24 protein-coding genes are annotated in these 19,648 nt (G+C 64.3%); 18 read left to right on the top strand and 6 right to left on the bottom strand.

Going from position 1 to position 19,648, the window contains the following annotated elements; genetic code table 11:
* Positions 1-112: 112 nt before the first annotated feature.
* The 9 genes from AD72_RS32885 (at position 113) to AD72_RS32845 (ending at position 5,866) form a co-directional block, all read left to right on the top strand.
* A complete protein-coding gene (locus AD72_RS32885; protein WP_031470550.1) occupies positions 113-1,084 on the top strand; it encodes a TIGR03557 family F420-dependent LLM class oxidoreductase in 972 nt (323 codons plus the stop codon).
* A gap of 48 nt (positions 1,085-1,132) precedes the next feature.
* Entirely contained in the window at positions 1,133-1,564 is a 432-nt protein-coding gene (locus AD72_RS32880) for a hypothetical protein (protein WP_156365489.1), read from the top strand.
* Positions 1,561-1,815 (top strand): hypothetical protein, encoded by a 255-nt coding sequence (locus tag AD72_RS32875; protein ID WP_031470548.1) that lies wholly within the window; start codon positions 1,561-1,563, stop codon positions 1,813-1,815. The genes AD72_RS32880 and AD72_RS32875 overlap by 4 nt, the downstream gene beginning before the upstream one ends.
* Positions 1,812-2,093, top strand: coding sequence for a monovalent cation/H(+) antiporter subunit G (locus AD72_RS32870; protein ID WP_031470547.1), 282 nt, complete (start codon positions 1,812-1,814; stop codon positions 2,091-2,093). Before AD72_RS32875 ends, AD72_RS32870 begins: the two co-directional genes overlap by 4 nt.
* On the top strand, positions 2,090-2,332 hold the full coding sequence (locus AD72_RS32865) for a hydrogenase subunit MbhD domain-containing protein (protein ID WP_031470546.1): 243 nt from the start codon (positions 2,090-2,092) through the stop codon (positions 2,330-2,332). Before AD72_RS32870 ends, AD72_RS32865 begins: the two co-directional genes overlap by 4 nt.
* A 2-nt stretch (positions 2,333-2,334) precedes the next feature.
* Positions 2,335-3,072 carry an MnhB domain-containing protein gene (locus AD72_RS32860; protein WP_051899275.1) on the top strand — a complete coding sequence of 246 codons (738 nt, stop codon included), beginning with the start codon at positions 2,335-2,337 and terminating at the stop codon, positions 3,070-3,072.
* Positions 3,069-3,419 (top strand): sodium:proton antiporter, encoded by a 351-nt coding sequence (locus tag AD72_RS32855; RefSeq protein WP_031470544.1) that lies wholly within the window; start codon positions 3,069-3,071, stop codon positions 3,417-3,419. Before AD72_RS32860 ends, AD72_RS32855 begins: the two co-directional genes overlap by 4 nt.
* Before the next feature lie 5 nt (positions 3,420-3,424).
* Positions 3,425-5,179 carry a complex I subunit 5 family protein gene (locus tag AD72_RS32850; RefSeq protein WP_197285147.1) on the top strand — a complete coding sequence of 585 codons (1,755 nt, stop codon included), beginning with the start codon at positions 3,425-3,427 and terminating at the stop codon, positions 5,177-5,179.
* Positions 5,180-5,428: 249 nt separating this feature from the next.
* A complete protein-coding gene (locus tag AD72_RS32845) occupies positions 5,429-5,866 on the top strand; it encodes a PPOX class F420-dependent oxidoreductase (RefSeq protein ID WP_031470542.1) in 438 nt (145 codons plus the stop codon).
* 35 nt (positions 5,867-5,901) lie between these two features.
* On the opposite strand, the gene AD72_RS32840 is transcribed toward AD72_RS32845, so the two are convergent.
* The 4 genes from AD72_RS32840 to AD72_RS32825 all read right to left on the bottom strand — a co-directional run bounded on the left by AD72_RS32840 (position 5,902) and on the right by AD72_RS32825 (position 8,490).
* Entirely contained in the window at positions 5,902-6,159 is a 258-nt protein-coding gene (locus AD72_RS32840) for a hypothetical protein (RefSeq protein WP_031470541.1), read from the bottom strand.
* A 26-nt stretch (positions 6,160-6,185) separates the two neighbouring features.
* Positions 6,186-6,641 carry a hypothetical protein gene (locus AD72_RS32835; protein ID WP_051899274.1) on the bottom strand — a complete coding sequence of 152 codons (456 nt, stop codon included), beginning with the start codon at positions 6,639-6,641 and terminating at the stop codon, positions 6,186-6,188.
* Between the two features lie 319 nt (positions 6,642-6,960).
* Complete coding sequence (locus AD72_RS32830) at positions 6,961-7,194, bottom strand: hypothetical protein (RefSeq protein ID WP_031470539.1); 234 nt, start codon at positions 7,192-7,194, stop codon at positions 6,961-6,963.
* A 69-nt stretch (positions 7,195-7,263) separates the two neighbouring features.
* The gene (locus AD72_RS32825; RefSeq protein WP_037348174.1) at positions 7,264-8,490 is read right to left on the bottom strand and encodes a glycosyltransferase; all 1,227 of its coding nucleotides are present in this window, start codon (positions 8,488-8,490) and stop codon (positions 7,264-7,266) included.
* A gap of 338 nt (positions 8,491-8,828) precedes the next feature.
* Here AD72_RS32825 and AD72_RS32820 point away from each other — a divergent pair, with 338 nt between their 5' ends.
* Together AD72_RS32820 and AD72_RS32815 are read left to right on the top strand one after the other, a co-directional pair.
* Positions 8,829-9,446 carry a nucleotidyltransferase family protein gene (locus tag AD72_RS32820; RefSeq protein WP_343123752.1) on the top strand — a complete coding sequence of 206 codons (618 nt, stop codon included), beginning with the start codon at positions 8,829-8,831 and terminating at the stop codon, positions 9,444-9,446.
* Positions 9,385-10,191, top strand: coding sequence for a metallophosphoesterase family protein (locus tag AD72_RS32815; RefSeq protein WP_343123751.1), 807 nt, complete (start codon positions 9,385-9,387; stop codon positions 10,189-10,191). The genes AD72_RS32820 and AD72_RS32815 overlap by 62 nt, the downstream gene beginning before the upstream one ends.
* A 28-nt stretch (positions 10,192-10,219) precedes the next feature.
* Here the strand turns inward: AD72_RS32815 and AD72_RS32810 are convergent, their stop codons facing one another.
* Positions 10,220-11,023 (bottom strand): SigB/SigF/SigG family RNA polymerase sigma factor, encoded by an 804-nt coding sequence (locus tag AD72_RS32810; protein WP_031470535.1) that lies wholly within the window; start codon positions 11,021-11,023, stop codon positions 10,220-10,222.
* Positions 11,020-11,445, bottom strand: a complete 426-nt coding sequence (locus AD72_RS32805) for a hypothetical protein (RefSeq protein ID WP_051899273.1) — start codon at positions 11,443-11,445, stop codon at positions 11,020-11,022. The genes AD72_RS32810 and AD72_RS32805 overlap by 4 nt, the downstream gene beginning before the upstream one ends.
* A gap of 916 nt (positions 11,446-12,361) precedes the next feature.
* On the opposite strand from AD72_RS32805, the gene AD72_RS32800 reads away from it, so the two are divergent.
* From AD72_RS32800 to AD72_RS32775, 7 genes are all read left to right on the top strand, one after another.
* Complete coding sequence (locus AD72_RS32800; RefSeq protein ID WP_031470533.1) at positions 12,362-14,455, top strand: catalase; 2,094 nt, start codon at positions 12,362-12,364, stop codon at positions 14,453-14,455.
* A gap of 559 nt (positions 14,456-15,014) precedes the next feature.
* Positions 15,015-15,434 (top strand): SsgA family sporulation/cell division regulator, encoded by a 420-nt coding sequence (locus AD72_RS32795; RefSeq protein ID WP_037348170.1) that lies wholly within the window; start codon positions 15,015-15,017, stop codon positions 15,432-15,434.
* A 484-nt stretch (positions 15,435-15,918) separates the two neighbouring features.
* Positions 15,919-16,392, top strand: a complete 474-nt coding sequence (locus AD72_RS32790) for a DUF4383 domain-containing protein (RefSeq protein WP_037348167.1) — start codon at positions 15,919-15,921, stop codon at positions 16,390-16,392.
* Between the two features lie 212 nt (positions 16,393-16,604).
* Positions 16,605-17,162 carry a hemerythrin domain-containing protein gene (locus AD72_RS32785; protein ID WP_031470530.1) on the top strand — a complete coding sequence of 186 codons (558 nt, stop codon included), beginning with the start codon at positions 16,605-16,607 and terminating at the stop codon, positions 17,160-17,162.
* Positions 17,159-17,974 carry a family 1 encapsulin nanocompartment shell protein gene (locus AD72_RS32780; protein WP_031470529.1) on the top strand — a complete coding sequence of 272 codons (816 nt, stop codon included), beginning with the start codon at positions 17,159-17,161 and terminating at the stop codon, positions 17,972-17,974. Before AD72_RS32785 ends, AD72_RS32780 begins: the two co-directional genes overlap by 4 nt.
* A gap of 110 nt (positions 17,975-18,084) precedes the next feature.
* Positions 18,085-18,444 (top strand): DUF6338 family protein, encoded by a 360-nt coding sequence (locus AD72_RS38285; protein WP_425480795.1) that lies wholly within the window; start codon positions 18,085-18,087, stop codon positions 18,442-18,444.
* A 340-nt stretch (positions 18,445-18,784) separates the two neighbouring features.
* Complete coding sequence (locus AD72_RS32775) at positions 18,785-19,558, top strand: ANTAR domain-containing protein (protein ID WP_231645105.1); 774 nt, start codon at positions 18,785-18,787, stop codon at positions 19,556-19,558.
* The last annotated feature ends 90 nt before the right edge of the window (positions 19,559-19,648 follow it).

Raw genomic sequence — 19,648 nt, 5'->3', positions numbered from 1 at the left:
GGAGCGCTACCTGTCCTTCTCCGGGAAGACGGTCCGGCACCCCGGTCGGCGAGAACAGGACGAGCCGAGGTGAGCCGGTTTCGAGAGCCCCTGGCCGGGGTATCAGCGTGCAATGCGATTCGGATACACCTTGCTGACCGAGCAGACCGGCCCCGCGGAACTCGTCCGGCTCGCCGGTGAGGCCGAACGTGCGGGGTTCGACTTCGAGGCGGCGAGCGACCATTTCTCTCCCTGGCTGGAGGAACAGGGGCACGCGCCCTATGTGTGGAGCGTCCTCGCGGCCGCGACCCAGTGCACCGAGCACGTCGAGCTGATGACGTATGTGACCTGCCCGTCCTTTCGCTACCATCCTGCCGTGGTCGCACAGAAAGCCGCGACAACGCAACTGCTGAGCGGAGACCGGTTCACGCTCGGCATCGGAGCGGGGGAGAACCTGAACGAGCACCTGATCGGCACGGGCTGGCCGCCGGCGAACGTTCGCCACGAACGGCTCTGCGAGGCGATCGACATCATCAGTGCCCTGTTCGACGGCGGCCATGTCGACTACGCGGGACAGCATTACCGGCTCGATTCAGCCAAACTGTGGGACTTGCCGCGGCAGCGGGTCCCGTTGGCCGTCGCGGTCTCGGGCCGGCAATCGGTGCGGCGTTACGCACCACGCGCACAAGCCCTTGTGGCGGTCGATCCTGATGCGGAACTGACCGCGGAGTGGGACCGCTGTGCTCCCCACTCGCCGGCGCGCAAGATCGGCCAGCTGCCCGTTTCGTGGGGTCCGCAGGTCCAGGAGGCGACCGAGCGGGCACACCGCGAGTTCCGGTGGTTCGCCGGTGGATGGAAGGTGAACGCGGAACTACCCGGAACCGCGGCGTTCGCGGCGGCCACGCAGTTCGTCACCGAGCAGGACGTTGCCGACGCGATCCCGTGCGGCCCGGAGATCGAACCGATTCTGGAGAAGGTGGCGGCATTCCGAGATGCGGGCTTCTCCGATCTCGCACTGGTGCAAATCGGCGGCGACCGGCAAACGGGATTCCTCGAGTTCGCGCGAGAACACCTGTTGCCGGCGTTGCGCACACGGTTCGGTTGAGATTTCGGAAGGGGTTTCGGACGCGGTGTGCCGGGTAGATACGCCGACATGAGTACCGCCCGCGAAGCCGCCGTATGGACGATGGCGCTCGCCGTGATCTGGCTGGCGACGCTTTCTGAGCTCGGTGTGGCCGAATTCGCCGCGGCCTTCCTCCTCGCCGTCCCCTGTGCGGTGGCCGCGAGGTTCGCCCGCCTTGCCTACCGCCGCACATGGCGGGTGCGACTCTCGCCGCGCCGGGTGCCTGGATTCCTGGGCAAGCTGGTCACCGAGACCGCCGCACTGGCCACGGTAGCGCCGTGGCGCTGGGAAACGACGATCACCGAGGTCACCAACCTCCGAGGCGGAGCCGGGGACAGGCATGCCAGGGGGACCCGGGCACTTGCCGAGCTGGCGGCATCGGCGAGCCCGGGTTCGGTACTGATCGGAGCGAGTGAGGCCGCTCTGCGAACTCACACGCTGGACCGGAGAGGACGGCCATGACCGTCTGGCTGATGCTGCTGCTCGCTCTGACACTCGGTGCCTTCGCTCCCGCGGTATGGCTCGGCTGCACCGGTGGCCGCGGCCGCCGATTACTCGGACTCGAGTTCGCGGGTGTCGCGTTGACCCTGATGATCCTGGTGTGGTGCCAGGCGTGGGGACAGTCCAGTTCGATGATGCTCGCCTTCGCTCTGGTCGTGCTGTCTTTCGCGGGTGTCCTGGTCTTCACCCGTCTGTTGGGCGGCCGGACATGAACGTCCTGGCGCAATCGGTCACCGGAGCGGGGGTGGTGCTGGTGGTTGCGGGCACGCTCGGTGCCGTATTCGCCGCCGCAAATCTCGTCCGGCTGCACTACCTTTCCGCGATCACGCTGATCGGCTGCCCGCTCATCGGTGCCGGGCTGGTCGTTACCGACGGTTTCTCGCTCACCAGCGCCATGGTGGCGCTGACCACGGTCACGCTGGCGTTGACCGGGCCGGTGCTGTCCACGTCCACGGGACGTTTCCTCGCGCGGATCGAGGACGAGCCGTGACGACCGCGCTGCTCGTCTGTGCCTTTGTCCTCGTTGCCGGTACCGGGCTCGCGGTCACCGCCACACGCGACACCCGGCTGCTGGCGGTGACGCTTTCGGTCTACGGGCTCGCCTTGACCCTGCTGTTCCTGCTTCTCGCGGCACCGGATGTAGCGCTGTCCCAGGTGGCGGTCGGCAGCGCCGTCGTCCCGCTGCTGGTGCTGCTGACCGTGCGTACCGTACGCCGGGGTAAGCCGTGAGCATGCGCGCCCGGCTCGTGCTGTTCGCGTCCGCGGCCATCGGTCTGCTCGTGCTGTTCGGCGCTGCACTCACCTCGATGCCCGAGTTCGGCAGCGATTTCCACCCCTACCGCGAGCTCGCCGTCGCGGCCGCCACGAGCCACCGCACCGCCAACGTCGTCTCCTCGGTGAATTTCGACCAACGAGGACTGGACACCCTCGGAGAGGAGCTGATCCTGTTGTGCTCGGTCGTCGGTGCCACGGCGCTGCTGCAACCAGGCGGTACGGAGCGGCACACACAGCCACCACAGGACCGGCACCTGCTGGAGTCCACCGGCCTTGCCGGATACCTGATGCTGCCCATAGGGCTGCTGGCCGGGGCCGATCTCGTCGTGCACGGTGTCTCCTCACCCGGCGGCGGTTTCCAGGGGGGTGTCGTGTTCGCCACCGGCCTGCATCTGGTCTACATCGCCGGTTCACATCGCGCCCTGCGCAAACTACGACCCCTGCGCTGGTATTCCTTCGTCGAGGCGGGCAGTGCCGCGGCTTTCTTGGTCACGGGCCTGGCCGCGCTTGCTACCAGCGGTGCGTTCCTGGCCAATCTGCTGCCGTACGGGCGCTTCGGCGAGCTCGGTTCGGGCGGAACGGTGACGCTGCTGAACGTGATCGCCGGCGGGGCCGTCGCGGGCAGCGTTGTCGTGCTGCTCGCTCAGTTCCTCGAGGCCGACCTGAGGACCGCGCGGACGGGTGGTCGGCAATGAGCGCACTTGCCTACGGGGTGGCCGCCGTGCTCTTGCTCGGTGGAGTACTCGGGATGGTTCGCAGCCACGATCTGGTGCACACCGTCGTCTGTCTGCTGGTCGCCCAGTCCTCGACCTATGTGCTGCTGCTCTCGATCGGATACCAGTGGGGTGCCCGTCCACCGGTTGCCCCGAACACCGCGCGGCTTCGTGGGCCGCCGCTCACCGATCCGGTCGTGCAGGCGATGGCCCTGACCGACATTGTGGTCTCGGCGACCGTCACGGCGCTGCTACTGGCCCTTGTCGTGCAAATCCACCGCCGTCATGGGACTGTCGACCCGGAACGGTTGCGGGCACTGCGAGGGTGAGCATGGTGCCCGAGGTGCTGCTGCCCATCACGATCGCCTGGCCGCTGCTCGCCGCCTGCCTGCTGCTGATGGCGGGAGGACGTGTGCCCGGTTCGGTGCAGCTACCCGCGATTCTGGCCGTGATCGTCGAGATGACTCTGCTCGGTGTCACGCTTTCGACGGTGCGTGGCGGGCGCGTGGTGCATTTCGTGGCCGGGTGGCGGGTCAACGACGGACGCGGTGTGGGAATCGTACTCGTCGGTGACAGCACCGGGGTTTCGATCGGCCTGCTCGCCGCCGTGCTGACCGGCGCCGCTTCGCTGTTCGGTTGGCGCTACTTCGAATCCGGGGATGTGCGCTACCACGTGCTCGTGTTGATCTTCCTCGGCGCGATGGTCGGCTACGCCCTCTCCGGTGATTTGTTCGACCTGTTCGTCTTCTTCGAATTGATGGGGGTCGCGGCCTTCGCCTTGACGGCGATCAAGGTGGAGGAGCCGCGCTCGGTACAAGGAGGCTTCAATTTCGCGATCGTCAATTCGGCGGGCGCTTATTTGACCTTGACCGGAGTCGCCTTGCTCTATGCCCGCACGGGGCGCCTGGGGTTGGCGCAGCTGGGCATGGCGCTGGACGGACAGCGCGCGGACGTGCTGATCCGGCTGTCGTTCGTGCTGGTGTGCACGGGTTGGCTGGTGAAGGCCGCTGTGGTGCCGTTTCACTTCTGGTTGGCCGACGCGCATGCCGTGGCACCGGCACCGGTCTGCGTTCTGCTCTCCGGGATCATGGCGCCACTCGGGGTGTATGGCGTGGTCCGCACCTACTCCACGGTGTTCGCGGGCGCGCTCGAGCACGCCGTCTTTTCCCGGATGCTGTTGGTGTTCGGGACCTTGACGGCTGTTCTCGGGACCCTGATGTGCCTATTGCAGCGACATGTGAAGCGACTGCTCGCCTATTCCACCATCGCGCATATCGGAGTTCTGCTGCTCCTGGCAGCGGGACATGGACCGGCCCTGTGGTTCTATCTGGTCGGACACGCCGGAGTGAAAGGAGCCCTGTTCCTGATCGCAGGCGTGCTGCTGTCCGAACACGGGGATATCGACGAATTCGGTCTATTCGGCAAGGGTTCCAGCTTCTTGGGCGCTGTGTTCGTCCTCGGTTCGTTGGCGCTGGCCGGATTGCCGCCCTTCGCCATCGGCCTTGGCAAGTCGGCGCTGGAACAGGGACCCGTCTGGCAGCTGGTCATGGTGGCGGCCGTCTCGGCTCTGACCGCGGGAGCGGTACTTCGTGCCGGTCTGCGGATCTTTTTCGGACTCGGGCGTCCGCCCGAGGGGCGAGAGGACAGCGAACGCACCAGTGGCGAGGGCGAACGTCCCGAGGGCAGGACGGTACTGCCGAAAGCGTCCATGACAATGCGCGCCGCAGTTGCCATCCTGGTGCTGATCGGTCTGGGAGCCGGAGTGGTGCCCGGCAGCGCGGGCCTCGCGGGGCAGTCGGGCGCCGCGCTGCTCGAACACAGCGGATATCTCGGAGCCATCGGGTCACGACCGATCTCCTCCAGCGGAACCGCAGCGCCTGTCTGGAGCCTGACGGGAGCATTGGTGGGGATCGGATCGGCTGCCTTCGCATCACTGATCGCTCTGGGCGCGCTGTGGCGGCGGCCGTCTCAAGGCGGGGGCCGACGCCTGACATCCTGGCTGCACGCCGTGCATTCGGGTCACGTAGGTGACTACATCACGTGGCTGCTCATCGGTGTTCTCGTGCTCGGCGTCACCGTTATGGCCTGATCGTGTGCATGTCCGCGCGCTGAGCGGGTAGTCGGCTGCGGTGAGGGAAAGGACAGCTGATGGGTGCTGATGACGACTTCGTGGGGCTCGACGCTATCCGGGTACCGCAGGTCGGCGCCGTGGAGCGCCGCCGCGCGGTCCGCGCCGTGGCTGCCTGTTCCCGGGACAAAGCGGATTGCGCGCGGTTGCTCGCCGCGCTCGGCCTGGACGTGCGTGAAGGATTCCATTTCGGTGAAGGAGAGCATGAGGATGGCGGTCAAGACAGCCAATGGCAGCGAACTGATGCCCGAGACCGAGCGGCTCGCCGGTGGCGCTAACTTCGCCGCTGTGGCCACGGTGCTACCCAGTGGGCGCATCCAGAACCAACTGGTGTGGGTGGGGGTCGAGGATGACCGGATCGTGGTGAACACTGAGACGCACCGGGCAAAGTACCTCAACGCCCGCAGCGACGGGCGAATCGCCCTGGTGATCCGCGATGAGCGGGATCCGTACCGGTATGCGGAGGTTCGGGGAGTGGTCAGCGAGACTACGAGCGGCGATCGAGCGCGTGCGCACGTCGACGAGCTCGCCGAGGACTACACCGGAAAGCCCTATCCGCCGGAGGCCATCAAGAGCGAGCGGGTCATGCTCTGGGTGACACCCGAACGCCAGACCTTCATCGACCAGAACGACGGGATCGCCGACTGAGAACGCGACAGCCGGGGCGACTCACGGAAGGCCGGTCAGCCCCCTGACTCTTCGCTTTCCGTGCGGTCGGTCTCCAGGTGCAGGGCGCCTTCCTCGGGTTCTCCCGGCGGAACCGACGCCTCTGATGGAAACGCCCTCATCTCGGAATCACCGGTATCGTGTGTGTCGTCGTGTTCGGGGTCGTCCCTGCGCGGGTCGTCTCGTGGCCAATCGAGCGGCTGCGCGGCCGAGCGGCGCTGGTCCAGTTCGAGCTGTTCCGTGTGTTCGCTGGCCGGGGTCTGGTGTCCGGACATGTCTACTCCTGGTGCGGTGAGCGGATTCAGCGTCGTTCGTCGAGTGTGGGCGCGATGTACGGTTCGCGGGCCGGTACATCGTTAGCGATGCCGTGGCTGGCGTCGATATGCGCCTCGGTACCGGACCGGTGCCGAGGCCGTTCGAGCAGGCGCGCCTCGTGCTGGCGTGAACGCAGCAGACTGAAGACGCCCATCGTCGCCCCGTGGATCGCGGCCAGCACGAGCAAGAGCACACCGAGCCGGCCCAGAACGGCAAGGAAGCCGCCGCCCGAAGGCGGGGCGATGGCCAGCAGCGCGAGCAATCCCAGGGCGACGAGGTGGAACAGGGCCACAGTAAGCCGGTTCGCCGCAGCTGCCGCTTCGGCCGACTGATAGGTGTCCCGCAGAAAGACCCTGCCGTTACCGGTGATCAGGTATCCGTCCAGGCCGATCAGCAGCACACCGAGTGCAAGAAAGAGCGCCGCGGAACCGTAGTCGTTCATTCTGGCCTCCTATCCGGATGTCATGGTGGAGTACCCGAAGTACCTACCGGAGAAACCCAGGTGGGTGTTCCGTCCAGGATTCCTGTGTCGATGATCGCGGGGAGACACATACGTTCGGTGGATCGAACCCGTCTGGAGGGATCACCAGTGGACTGACCAGAGGAAGACCGTGGTCTGGCCCTACTACAGCGAGCAGAGTCGCGCTGTCGATCTGGACGATGAACAGGAATGAGGCAATGGGGCTCGGGCGCACCGCGGGCGACGAGCGTTCGGTGGATGTGTGGCCCGGCCGATCGGCCGGGCCACACATCCACCGGAGTCACGAAGTGATCCGATGAGCGAGCAGTTGCTTCCCCTGCTCGGCTCCCTTCTGGCTTTCCTGTTGGGCACGGCGGAAGAACCCGGCGAGTTCGGCGTCCTCGGCGCGTTCGGCATCCTGGACGTAGGATTCCAGCCGTAGTGCATTGCTGAGGCAGTTCTCGACGAACCAGATGATGTTGTAGTCCTTGTCGGCCGTGCCCGTGACATGTCCGGTCTCCGCCGTCGTACTCATCGGACCTCCTTGTACGTAATTTGCTTGCTATCCCTGGCTACCCCCACGTGGACGGGCGAAACTCGGTGATCAGCCTGGGCTCGCGCTCGGGGTACCGCCGGAATCCGTCTGGACCTCGCCGAGAGCAACCGCATACGCGCGTGCGGTGTCAGCCGCGATGCGTTCCCACCCGTAACGCGCAAGAGCACGATCTCGGCCGGCGATGCCGTACCCCTTGGCGAGTTCGGGTTTGCTGAACAACTCGCGCAACGCATGCACCAGGGCGGCCGTATCGGACGGACGCACCAGCAGACCGGTCACCCGGTCGACGACGGTATCGGCCAAGCCTCCGGCTGCTGAGGCCACGACCGGAACCCCGCAGGCCATCGCCTCGAGCGCCACCATGCCGCAGGACTCGTACTGCGATGCGCAGACCACCGCATCGGCAGAACGGAGCAGGGCCGGGATCCGCTCGCGTGGTACGGAACCGAGCAGGTGCACACGGTCAGCGACTTCGTGCTCTTCGGCGTATGCACGCAATCGCTGGGCCTCTTGATCCCTAGGAAGCGCGCCGCGATCCGGTCCGCCCGCGATGATCAGTTCGGAATCGGGCAGGTGAGCAAGGGCTGAGATCGCCGTTGTGAACCCTTTGCGGGGCACCAATCGGCCCGCCGCCACGATGCGGCGCCGCCCGGTACCTGATTCGCATCGGCCTTCGGGCGTAAATCTTTCCACGTTCACGCCGGACGGGATCACGGAGATCCGGGAGCGTGGACAACCTTGCTCCGCCAACCGAAAAAATTCCTCCGTCGAGCGCGCTATCACCCGATTCGCATTTCTGGCGATGATCCGTTCGATCCGGCCGCGCTCGCCCAAGGTCGTTTTCGCGTTGCCCTGGGGATCGCATGGAACGCTGTCCAAGGCGCGGAAGCTCTGCACGGTCGGTGTGCCCGTGCGGCGCGCGGCGAGCTGGGTCGCCAGCCCCGACGTCCAGAATTGTGCATGTGCTAAATCTGGCGGTTGCTTCACCCAGCGCTCGGCCAGGAACGCGGCGAACTCTCCCAGGAATGGCAATAGTTCTTCGCTTGCAAGCGGCCGGGCCGGCCCCGCAGGTACGTGCACGACCCGATAACCTTGCCCACTGTCGACGACAGAAGAAACCTCGCGATCGGCACGCCGGACATAGACGATGACCTCATGGCCGCAGCGGCCGAGCGCCGAGGCGAGCTCAGCCACGTGAACATGCTGGCCCCCGCCCTCGACGCTTCCGGACACAGTTAGCGGGCTGGCGTGTCCGGACACCATGGCGAGCTTCATCGTCGACCTCCAGCCATGCGCTGCCTGCGTGGTCCGCCGATGCGGTGAACCACCGAAGGCGATGTGAGTACCCGGAATCAGGCCAGCCAAACGGCCGGGGCGGTCCCATGACGAGTGTCAAAACGAACTAGCAGTTCCCAGGCGAGCTGTTACTCCTCCGGCCGAGCCGCCGGCGTGGCCTGGCACGCGTGGCAGAGCACAACGGCGTCGGTCTTCGATCCGTTGCCGACCAACCGGATGACCATACGAGTCATGCCGACCTGAGGTGCCCGATGTGTGCCGTACACGTACCGGGGTACCTCAGCAATAAGGCCGCAGTGGATCGTGAAACTGAAGGGGTGAACACTCCGGTGAAGGTGCCGTCGGGCAATGGGGTGGTGGCTGCCGACAGGTTCTGCGGCATGTCAGCTCTACTACGTACGCTGACGAAGGTGGTGAGCGCTCTGGCGGACCGCGGTATCGCGTTCGCCATCGGCGGTGGCTGCGCGGTGTATGCCCGCGGCGGGCCGGCTTCGGACCACGATATCGATGTGTTCCTCAAGGAATCCGATGTCGAACGGGCCAGCAAAGGGCTTTTGGATCACGGCTTCGACACGGTGCAGCCTCCGGAGAACTGGTTGACGAAAGCTTACGACGGCGGCGTGCTCGTGGACATGATTTTCCGGCCCAACTTCCGCAGTGTCACCGACGAGTTGCTCCAGACCGCCGAGCCGCTGCGTATCGGCCCGGCCCGCGCGCCGGTGCTGCCCGCTACCGAAGTACTAGTCGACAAGTTGCTGGTGCTCAGCGCGCACTTTTGCGACCTTGCACCTTTGCTGGTAATTGCCAGGGCCCTGCGCGAACAGATCGATTGGTCAGCGGTGGCCGCACGTACCGCCGATTCACCATATGCCCGTGCTTTCCTCGCACTGGTACAAGAGCTGTCTGTCTGCGAACCCATCGGCGGGGAGAGGTGAGTTCGATATGACGTGGCGAAGCGGAGCAAGGGTACGGGTTGCGGCGGTCGGGGATCCGCACCTCGGTGCAGACAATGGCGATCTGTACCGCGAACACTGGGAACAGCTCGGCGGTCAGGCCGACATGCTGTTGGTGGCTGGCGACCTGACCAAGACCGGAACCGTTGCGGAGGGACAGTTCGCGGCTGCCGTATTCGGCCAGCTTCCGGTCCCGGTCGTCGCGGTACTCGGCAACCATGATTACCACTCCGGACGTTGTGCACGAATCATCGCGCTGCTCCGGGAGTGCGGTGTGACGGTACTCGACGGGCAGGCAACGGTGCTCGAGGTTCGCGGACGACGGGTGGGCATCGCGGGAACTGTCGGGTTCGGCGGTGGGTTCGTCGGCAAATCGGCAAGCGCTTTCGGGGAGACGGAGATGAAGTTGTTCGTACGGCGGACCGAACGTCAGGCGGACGCGCTCAAGGCCGCGCTGAGAAGCTTGGATTCGGACGCACGAATCGCGCTCACCCACTATGCTCCGACCTCGGACACGCTCGCCGGCGAACCACCCGAAATCCATCCCTTTCTCGGTTCCTATCAACTCGGCGAAGCGATCGATAGCCACGCGGTCGACCTGGCGATCCATGGGCATGCGCATTTCGGGAGCCAGCACGGCGCGACCTTGCACGGCACACCGGTGCGCAATGCCGCAACCTCGGTGATAGGGCGCGCGTTCGCCGTGTACGAACTTCCCGGACTGTGACGGCTATGGAGGTGTCGGGAGTGTGCGGTCAACCGTAGATACGCTCGCGCAGCTGTTTGAGACTCTGGGCGATCAATCTGGAGACATGCATTTGAGAAAGTCCGATTTTGCGGGCGATCTCCGATTGAGTGAGATTGCCGAAGAATCGCAGGGTTAGGATTCGACGTTCACGCTCAGGCAGATCAGCCAGCAGCGGCTGCAGCGTTTCACGCAGCTCGACGTCCTCGATATTGGTGTCCTGCTCGCCGATCGTGTCGCTGACGGCCTGGCTGTCGGACTCGGTGGTCCCGCCGACCGGGCTGTTGAGGGAGTCGGCTCGGTAAGCACTGCCCGCTTCCAGGCCCCTGCGTACCTCGTCAAGGTCAATTTCCAGGTACTCGGCCAGTTCGTCCGCCCGCGGTGCGCGGCCGGTGCGCTGGGACAGCTCGTCGATCGCCTTGCCGAGATTCAGATGCAGCTCCTGCAGCCTGCGCGGCACCCGCATCGCCCAGCCCGCGTCGCGAAAGTACCGCCGCACCTCACCCATGACCGTGGGAACGGCGAACGCGAGGAAGTCGTTCCCACGGTCGGGTTCGAACCGATCCACTGCGTTGATCAGGCCGAGCATGGCCACCTGACGGAGGTCCTCGAGTTGGACGCCGCGGTGACGGAACCGCATTGCGATGTGCTCAGCCAGAGGCATGTGTTCGCGGACTAGTTTCTCTCGCAAACGTTCATACCGTGGGTCCTCCGGAGACAGCGCGGCGAATTCGTCGAAATCCTCCGCGAACTGGGCGTAATCCTGGTGCTCGGCCTGTTGGGACAAGCCGAGGTGGTCAGGACCTTCGGTCATGGGCATCCTTCGGACGCCTTGGTCGCCTCGATGTGCAACGTCGTGGGCTGTCCTGGGGTCGCGGTCGTCCAGCTGACGAGGGTGTCAGCGAGCGTCGACATGATGCGCCACGACCACGAAGAACGGTCGACGACGGAATCCGGGCTTGCGGTAACCTGTGCGTGGAGGTGAAAGCTGGCCTCGGCCTGAAATCGACACAGCATCTGAACTCCCGGCACCGCGTTGCGGATAAGGGTCGAGCAGACTTCGTCGACAAGTAGCCGGGTGTCCTCCACACTGTCTACGGTGAAACCCGCCTCCATCGTCAAGGTCGCAGCCATATTGCGTAGTACGGCGAGTTGGGCAGCGTCGACACTCGTATACACCTCGACTACACCGTCATCGGCAACTGATGGTTTCCCGGCCGGTTGCTCGCTGATCATGTGCCGCTCCGGTCACGCGCATGGTCCAGGTCTCCGATGACATTCCCTCCGACGGGTGTAAGCGTTACCGGAACTCTCCCACCGTTGTGCTTGGAGAGCACGGCTTGGAAAGCGTTCGCTGTATTGGTGATCGGTGATACACGGGTGCGCCGCGATCCGGGACTGGTGCGCCGTAACGCAGCTGACGGCGTCCGCCAGTCGGTCTCTGGGAAATTCTCCTTCATCGTACCCTATTCGTCGCAGCTGCGGCTGTCGTCCGGACGAGTCCGGTGCCGCGACGCAGGCGAATATCAGTCTGCGTGCGGACTACTGTCGTTCAGCCTTAACATGCGTGTCGTCCCGTCGGCAAGGCCGGGAGGACGTGTCTCCGCACCTCATGACCCTGGATTCAGCTTTGCCAGGGGCGAATACCCCGGAAGTCGGGGATGGAAACCTTGGTCGAATCCGCTTCCGCGATCGGAGGTCGTCACAAATCCAGGCAATCGCATCGGTTTAGACACCATGGTTGGTGGATAGCCGGATGGCATGGCAACGGTTCCGGGGGTACGGCGAGGAGCGACGGTGCCGGTTCGTCCGGTTCATGTGAGCCATCCGCGGGCCGTGGTCAGCAGCCGGATACCGCAGCGAGGACGACCCAGGTTGTCCGGTTGGGAGCGATGGTGAGCTAACCGAAGCGAAACGACCGGGAGCTGCTCCGTGACAGAGCAGGCCAATGCCGTGCTCGCTGGATACGAATACCTCTGGGTGCTGCTACCCGGTACGCGACGTCGCTCATACGCGGGATGTGCTCAGCCAGGTGTTCGGGTGCTGCCCACTGACCCATCACCGGGCCGCACCCGCGGTGACCCGATGGGCACCGGTTCCAGTATCGGTGCTCCAGGCGTTTCATCCCCTTACCAGGTGACAGGAAGATGATATGAGCGAAGACAAGATCCGACGCCTCGACGCGGACCGCAGGCATGGCGAGCAAGGCGCCTTGACCACGCAGCAAGGCGTTCAGGTGGACCACACTGACGATTCGCTGTCGGCAGGTGCGCGTGGGCCGACCCTGCTCGAGGATTTCCACGCAAGGGAGAAGATCACGCACTTCGACCATGAGCGGATCCCGGAGCGCGTTGTGCATGCCAGGGGAGCGGGTGCTTATGGATTCTTCCAACCCTATGACAGCTGGCTGAGTGAATACACAGCGGCCGAGTTTCTGCGCGATCCTGAACTGGCGACACCGGTCTTCGTCCGCTTCTCCACGGTCGCTGGCTCACGCGGATCCGCAGATACCGTACGTGATGTACGGGGGTTTGCCACCAAGTTCTACACACGCCAGGGGAACTATGACCTGGTCGGTAATAATATGCCGGTATTCTTCATTCAGGACGGGATCAAGTTCCCGGATTTCGTGCATGCGGTCAAGCCCGAGCCGGACAACGAGATCCCACAGGCGCAATCGGCGCACGACACGTTCTGGGATTTCGTCGGACTGCAACCCGAGACGCTGCACATGGTGATGTGGTTGATGTCCGATCGTGCACTGCCTCGCAGCTATCGCATGATGCAGGGGTTTGGGGTGCATACCTTCCGGCTGGTGGATGGCCACGGGAACGGGACCTTCGTCAAGTTCCACTGGAAACCCCGTTTGGGTGTGCACTCCCTGTTGTGGGATGAGTGTCAAAAGATCGCGGGTAAAGACCCGGACTTCAATCGGCGCGACCTATGGGACGCGATCGAGTCCGGTGCCTACCCCGAGTGGGAGCTCGGTGTCCAGCTGATAGCCGAGGAGGACGAGCACGCGTTCGATTTCGATCTGCTCGATCCCACCAAGGTCGTCCCGGAGGAACAGGTGCCGGTAGAACCGGTCGGCAGGCTCGTCTTGAACCGTAATCCGGACAATTTTTTCGCCGAGACCGAACAGATCGCTTTCCACACCGCGAATATTGTTCCCGGGATAGACTTCACTAACGATCCGCTGCTTCAAGCGCGCAATTTTTCGTATCTCGACACTCAGCTGATCCGGCTTGGTGGGCCCAACTTCGCACAACTTCCGGTGAACCGCCCCGTCGCCGAGGTGCACAACAACCAGCGTGATGGGTATGGGCAGAATCTGGTCCACACCGGAAAGCATGCCTATTTTCCGAACGCATCCGGATGTCCGGCCATCGGCGGTGCGTTCCCTGAGGTGTTCGCGCACTATCAGGAGAAGGTATCGGGTAAGAAGGTCCGGCAACGCAGCGCTAGCTTCACCGATCATGTCGGCCAGGCGGCGTTGTTCTGGAACAGTATGTCGGAGATCGAACAGCAGCACATCGTGGCGGCCTTCTGTTTCGAGCTGGGCAAAGTGACGATGCCACCGATAAGGGAGCGAGCCGTGGACCGTCTGCTCGACATCGACCGCGGTCTTGCGACCCGAGTCGCCGAAGGGCTTGGTATCCAGCTGGCTGATCGTCCTCGCCGGGAACACGGGGAGGTGTCCTCACCAGCGCTCAGCCAGTTGAACACGACTATGGACACGGTGGACACCCGCCGCGTCGCAATCCTGGCTGCCGACGGCATCGACGGACTCGGTACCGGAAAGGTTCTCGAGGCCCTGCGGGAAGCAGGTGTCGTGGCGGAGATCCTTGCGCCGCAAGAAGGCCTGATATCGGCGGCTGACGGGGCGAACCTGCGTGCCGACCGAGCGGTCAATACGATGGCGTCGGTACTCTACGATGGAGTGGTCGTGCCCGGTGGAGCGGGTGCGGTCGAGACCTTGCGTGCGGACGGGTACGCGGTGCACTTCGTGCTCGAGGCGTACAAACACGCCAAACCTGTCGGCTTGTGCGGTGCGGGACGCGACATTCTGCCCGACGGTGTACTCGATGTAGCCGGGCTTGGACGAAACGGGGTCTTCGAAGAGCACGGGGTGGTCAGTTCCGACGCCACAGGCGAGCTACTGGAAGACGCGTTCCTGCAGCGGTTCCTCACGGTGTTGAAAGGACACCGGGTCTGGGATCGGCCGACTGCGCACATACCGGCCTGAATGAACTGCCGGACCGGCCCCAACCATCGGCACACCGCTGCTGAATAGTTACGTCGGAACAGTGGAACCCCGTGTCCCCGGGCTGACACCGAGTCGAATCTCCCGTTTCTTGGGGGATATGCGAGTCGGATAGGTGTCTGTTCGCGGGAGCGCCGCGGACAGCCAAGGCCGCGAATTTTCGGCGACCGCCATGCGCGGGTGCAACCGGTCCGTTCGAGCAGTTACCGCACATGCAGTCGAATACCGTGAACCTATTCGGGCAGTGCTTTCCAGTCGAAGCGGCCGGATGCGCTGGGAATTCGGCGGCCCGCGCCTCTGCACTGCGGTGTGACGGCCGTCAGGGATGGCGGCCTGGGTGGGCGAGTCTTAGGCGCACGGCGGGACATGGCCCTTCCACACCGTTCGTACCGTCGTGCCCGCGCCTGCGAGGAAAACGTGCTGCTGCGCCTAGACGGTATGCCTGTGCCGTGACCGCTGGCGCAGTGAAGGGAGGGGTCCGTTTGTCACACCGTCGCACGGGTATCACGCAAGGATCAGAAGCGACAACCGGGAGCGAGTCGTGATCGATAGTTCGTCAATCACCGAGACCACGATCTTCGACATGATGTTGTCGGATGGCACGGCAATTCCAGTTGAAGTCGAATTTCAGTACATCAGCGATGATCCATGGGCAGTGCGGCTTTCGTTCCACGTCGGGAGGGACGAGACCATCGTGTGGACGGTGGCTAGGACATTGCTGGCCAGTGGCCTGCACACGTCTGCAGGGGAAGGGGAAGTGCGAATCCGTCCGGTCGAGGGCGATTCGAAGGTTGTTGTCGCGCTGTGCTCGCCGAGCGGGCAGGCAGAGTTCGTCACTGACGCCGATCAGCTCGGAGAGTTCGTGGACGCGACCTACCGGGTCGTGTCCTCGACACAGGCGCAGGCGATCGTCGATGCTGAGTTCGACAGTCGTCGCTGGCTCGACGTCGGCGATAACTGAGCCGCAGTGCCCGCGGTCCTGGTAAGAGCGGTAGACAGCCCGGTGGTTGCCGAGGACTTCTGGTCGGCGCGCTCGGTCACGGCAGCCACCGGCCAGAGCAAGCGGGTCCCTTGCGTGCCGGTGCTCCCATGAGCGTCATACCGTCGTCCACGAGCAGGCTGGCGCTGGTGCGATAGCTTGCGGCAAGGCAGCAAGATGCAACGACAGCGGCCACTTCTCGTGCACCACCCGGGCAGCAACCGAGCGGCTTACCCGGACGTGGCCGTTGGTGCGGACCAGAATCCTCCAGGGCCGTCATGGGGCTGTGATCTCCCCGGAGAGCGATAGTTGCCGATAACGTGCACGGCTTACCGGGCACAGGCTGATGCATACGCTCCGTTAGAGCCGGGCCATCGCGGGTTTCGCTGTACGCCATTTCGGGTATCCGGGCGGACGTGCCGCGGTTTGCGGCAGATGACGGGGACGCGAAACAGGAGGAGGCGCAATGCCTGTCGGGACAGATTCCCCGTCCGAGCGGCGCCCACCGGTGCAGTACGTCGCATTTTGCACTGGTCTTGTGCTTCTCGTGATCGGGATACTGGGTTTCGTACCTGGCGCGACGACCGAGTACCACCTGCTCCAGTTGCTCGGCGGCGGACCGAGCGCGCGCCTGTTCGATATTTTCTCAGTCACGGTCGCGCGGAACTTCCTGTTCGTGGCGTTCGGTATCGCACTCATCGCCGTGTCCAGGACATCGAAACTGGCCCATGGCTTGCTGATTGCCGGGGGGCTGATCTTCCTGCTGCTTTACTGCTACGGACTACTAGCTGGGCACGGTGCGGACGCGAACCTTCTTGCGCTCAACGGCGCCGACAACTGGTTGCACCTGGCAATCGCGGTTGTTCTCCTGGCTACGGCGTTTCTCGCCGGGCAGAACCGCCATCCGACGCGGTCGACCTCGCCGCCCGGAGACGTGTAAGGCGAGCTCGGTCGAAAAGATCCGCCGCGGAACCATGACGATCAAGGCATTGGGGCCTGGTCCGGCGCACCTGCTCCCGACACTACGTTTCGATCCTGGCCTGGCCAAGGTATCGGCAGTCTCATCCACTGAGTACAGCCGAACTTGCCAGGGCAGGTGTTTCCGGAGAACACGGATGTGTCCTGGCGAGATAAACCGGGTAGTACGGTGTCATGTCCGATATCACCGAACTGATACTCGAAGATCATCAGGAATTCCGCAGGCGCTTCGCCGCACTCGACGAGGTGGATACGCCGGAGGAGCTGGCAAAGATCTGGCGGCCGCTTTCGGCATTGCTGGACTTGCATGCCGTGGCAGAGGAGCGGATTTTCTATCCCGAATTGGTACACCGTGGCTCCGATGCCGAGGATGAGACCGTTGACGCTGTCGATGATCACAACCAGATCAGAGACGCCGCTCACGAGGCGGATAACTATCCGGTGGGCAGCGCACCGTGGCATAGCGCGGTTCGCAAGGCGCGGTTGGAGAACAGTGAACACATGGCAGAGGAAGAGGATGGCGCGCTCGCTGATTTCCGCCGACATGCGGATCTTGGATTACGCGCCGATTTGGGTGCCCGCTTCGTCGCCTTCAAACAGGAGCATCCAGCCGCCGCTGGGCTGGACACAAGCGATATCGCCCCGAATAGGTATTTGGCATCGGTCGAGGCCGAAGACATACGCGACGGTTCACTCGGATTGGGCCCGCTCGACGGGAGGCGGCACGAATGAACCATCTTCTGCGTGAGCTCGCGCCGATACCGCAAGCGGCTTGGGACAGACTCGAGGAGGAGGCCAAGGACCAGTTCACGGTGCACTTGGCGGCACGACGGCTGGTCGACTGGTCAGGCCCGCATGGCTGGGAGCACTCCGCCACTGGACTGGGACGCAAACGCGTTCTCGCTCCCGAGCATCAGGACCACGATGACTTCGAGTTGCATCGCCGAAAGGTGCTAGAGCTCGCCGAGGTGCGCCTTCCGTTCGTCGTCAACAGGTCCGAACTCGATGATGCCGAGCGTGGCGCAACTGACTTGGACCTGGACGGGCTGGACGCGGCGGCCCTGCACTTGGCCCGCTTGGAGAACCACGCAGTGTTCCACGGGTGGCGCGAGGCAGGCTTCACCGGCATGACAGGGGCGAGTCCGCACCGACCCGTCCCGCTCGGTAACGATCCGGAGAACTGCCCGAAACCGGTGGCGGCCGCGGTGAATACACTCCGCGATGCCGGTATCCCGGGGCCGTACGCCTTGGCGGTCGGGCCACGGGAACACATGGATATTCTCGCGTCCACGGAGAGAGGGGGGTATCCGGTTGTGGATCACCTGCGCCGCATCCTGGGCGGTGGCAAGGTGGTCCGGGCGCCGGGGACCGAGGTGGCGCTCGTGCTGGCGCTCGGTGAGGGGAACTTTGAGTTCGACGTCGGGCAGGACATCTCCATCGGATACGAGGGGCATGATCACGACTCAGTACGATTCTATTTCGAGGAGAGCTTCAGCATGCGAGTCATCGAGCCCTCGGCCGCCGTGGCGCTGGTCAGGGAATAAGGCGCGTGCACGTCTCGCAGGGGTTTCGGCAGCTCTGAAACTGGTTATACCTTGGCAGGTATCGCAGGAAGCCCTGGTGGCGGTCGATCGTGGAGTTGGAAGTGGTGCGCATGGGGAGCGGCTGGACGCGGCGTCAGAGATGGCGGCGCAGGGGTGACAACCTGCCGACGAAGCCGCGGAATGCAAGCGATGCCAGTGTGCGCAGAGTGGGGCTGAAGCTGGATGACGGCAGCCTTCTCGCGGGGCAGCTGCTGACATTCAACCCCGATCCGCCACATACGGGGAGCCGAGAGCTCGTGCTGACTGCCCCACTGAGCTACCGCGAGCCAGATTCGGCGATAACAACACCCTTAGAGTCGCTGGTTGCCTGCGTGGCGGCTGCTCGCGTAGTGGCGATGACAGCGGGCCCGGAACTGCCCGACGATGATGGAGCACTCCCGCACGACACCATAACCGCCTCGCCTGGATGAACCGCGCTTTGCGACGTTCGCCCGCAAGTCAGGCGTCGGCAGAAGACAGGAGTGTCACCTGAAAGGCGGGCTGGCGTATTCCCAGCCGGTTCGTTAATCTAGTCGTTATCGAAGTTACCGATCGTATCGAAAAATCACCGCTGAACGCGGCATCACACCAGGGTACGCGGGGAAAGCCCTCGCCAGACCCAGTCAGCGTTCACCTGGCTTCCGCGATGGTGGAGCTGCCTTGTAGGTCCTGTCGGAAATCCCGCATGTTCCGCGCGGTCGCTCGCGGAATGTCATGAACACTACGCCCTTGGAGCCCGTAGCTGCACCACTCGGTTCGCTGTTGTCCCGGGTGTTGACAGGCGTGCGCCGCGATGTTTCCGGTGATCTGGGCGCGGCCGTCAGCGTTGCCCATCCTGCCCGCAACCGCGGCGGAGGACGCCTGAGCGTACTCGCGGCCAGTGGTGTCGGCGAATTCCTGACCTCAGTGACGACCGGAAAATTGTGGGGGCCTTCCATCCTGGCCGCAGTGGGGGAGGGTCCGCTGGCGACAGCCGATATCTGGCACGACGAACGCTGGCCACACCTCAGCCTCGAACGGCTGCTCCACAAAGTGGACGCCGCCCAGCACGAGCTCATTGCCCGGGTTCGAGGCGCGGCCGCGATTCCCTCGATCTGGGACGAGGACGGGATCGTGGTCCTGTCGATCTACCTTGACGGTCCCGCGGACGACGGAACGGTTGCCACGCTCGCCCGCCACGAACCGTTGGTCACCAGCGCGGTCACGATGGCCGGAATCGCCGAGCGTAATCAGCAGCAGTCACAGCGGGTTCTGGACGCGCTCGCCTCGCGGGCGGCCATAGAACAGGCGAAGGGCGTCATCATGGGGATACGAAACTGCGGTCCCAACGCCGCTTGGGATGTCCTCCGCGCGGTGAGCCAGGAGGCGAACGTCAAGCTCCGGGAACTGGCGACGGCCTTGGTCGAACATATCGGGCAGGTACCTGCGGACAAACCCACAGACCAGAGCGTGGTCCACGCGGACGAGCGTGCACGAGAAATCGCCGCCAAACTGTGGAGTGGACTTGGCCAGGAGCGAACCACAGGCGAGACGCACATACCGTAACCGGCTCGGTATACGGATGAGGTCCCGGTCCCTGGCTGCTGGATACGGGCTTCTGAAGCGAAACGGATCATCTAAAGGTTGTCCCGTAAT

Source organism: Sciscionella sediminilitoris (assembly GCF_000737195.2).
Lineage (GTDB): Bacteria > Actinomycetota > Actinomycetes > Mycobacteriales > Pseudonocardiaceae > Sciscionella > Sciscionella sediminilitoris.
This window is presented reverse-complemented; position numbering and strand designations above follow the sequence as displayed.

Coding starts and splice junctions, on each gene's coding strand:
- AD72_RS32880 (WP_156365489.1), top strand. CDS start 1,133: ATGAGTACCGCCCGCGAAGCCGCCGTATGGACGATGGCGCTCGCCGTG.
- AD72_RS32785 (WP_031470530.1), top strand. CDS start 16,605: ATGTCCGATATCACCGAACTGATACTCGAAGATCATCAGGAATTCCGC.
- AD72_RS32790 (WP_037348167.1), top strand. CDS start 15,919: ATGCCTGTCGGGACAGATTCCCCGTCCGAGCGGCGCCCACCGGTGCAG.
- AD72_RS38285 (WP_425480795.1), top strand. CDS start 18,085: ATGGGGAGCGGCTGGACGCGGCGTCAGAGATGGCGGCGCAGGGGTGAC.
- AD72_RS32885 (WP_031470550.1), top strand. CDS start 113: ATGCGATTCGGATACACCTTGCTGACCGAGCAGACCGGCCCCGCGGAA.
- AD72_RS32830 (WP_031470539.1), bottom strand. CDS start 7,194: ATGAGTACGACGGCGGAGACCGGACATGTCACGGGCACGGCCGACAAG.
- AD72_RS32860 (WP_051899275.1), top strand. CDS start 2,335: ATGCGCGCCCGGCTCGTGCTGTTCGCGTCCGCGGCCATCGGTCTGCTC.
- AD72_RS32840 (WP_031470541.1), bottom strand. CDS start 6,159: ATGTCCGGACACCAGACCCCGGCCAGCGAACACACGGAACAGCTCGAA.
- AD72_RS32875 (WP_031470548.1), top strand. CDS start 1,561: ATGACCGTCTGGCTGATGCTGCTGCTCGCTCTGACACTCGGTGCCTTC.
- AD72_RS32825 (WP_037348174.1), bottom strand. CDS start 8,490: ATGAAGCTCGCCATGGTGTCCGGACACGCCAGCCCGCTAACTGTGTCC.
- AD72_RS32855 (WP_031470544.1), top strand. CDS start 3,069: ATGAGCGCACTTGCCTACGGGGTGGCCGCCGTGCTCTTGCTCGGTGGA.
- AD72_RS32835 (WP_051899274.1), bottom strand. CDS start 6,641: ATGAACGACTACGGTTCCGCGGCGCTCTTTCTTGCACTCGGTGTGCTG.
- AD72_RS32780 (WP_031470529.1), top strand. CDS start 17,159: ATGAACCATCTTCTGCGTGAGCTCGCGCCGATACCGCAAGCGGCTTGG.
- AD72_RS32800 (WP_031470533.1), top strand. CDS start 12,362: ATGAGCGAAGACAAGATCCGACGCCTCGACGCGGACCGCAGGCATGGC.
- AD72_RS32805 (WP_051899273.1), bottom strand. CDS start 11,445: ATGATCAGCGAGCAACCGGCCGGGAAACCATCAGTTGCCGATGACGGT.
- AD72_RS32870 (WP_031470547.1), top strand. CDS start 1,812: ATGAACGTCCTGGCGCAATCGGTCACCGGAGCGGGGGTGGTGCTGGTG.
- AD72_RS32845 (WP_031470542.1), top strand. CDS start 5,429: ATGGCGGTCAAGACAGCCAATGGCAGCGAACTGATGCCCGAGACCGAG.
- AD72_RS32810 (WP_031470535.1), bottom strand. CDS start 11,023: ATGACCGAAGGTCCTGACCACCTCGGCTTGTCCCAACAGGCCGAGCAC.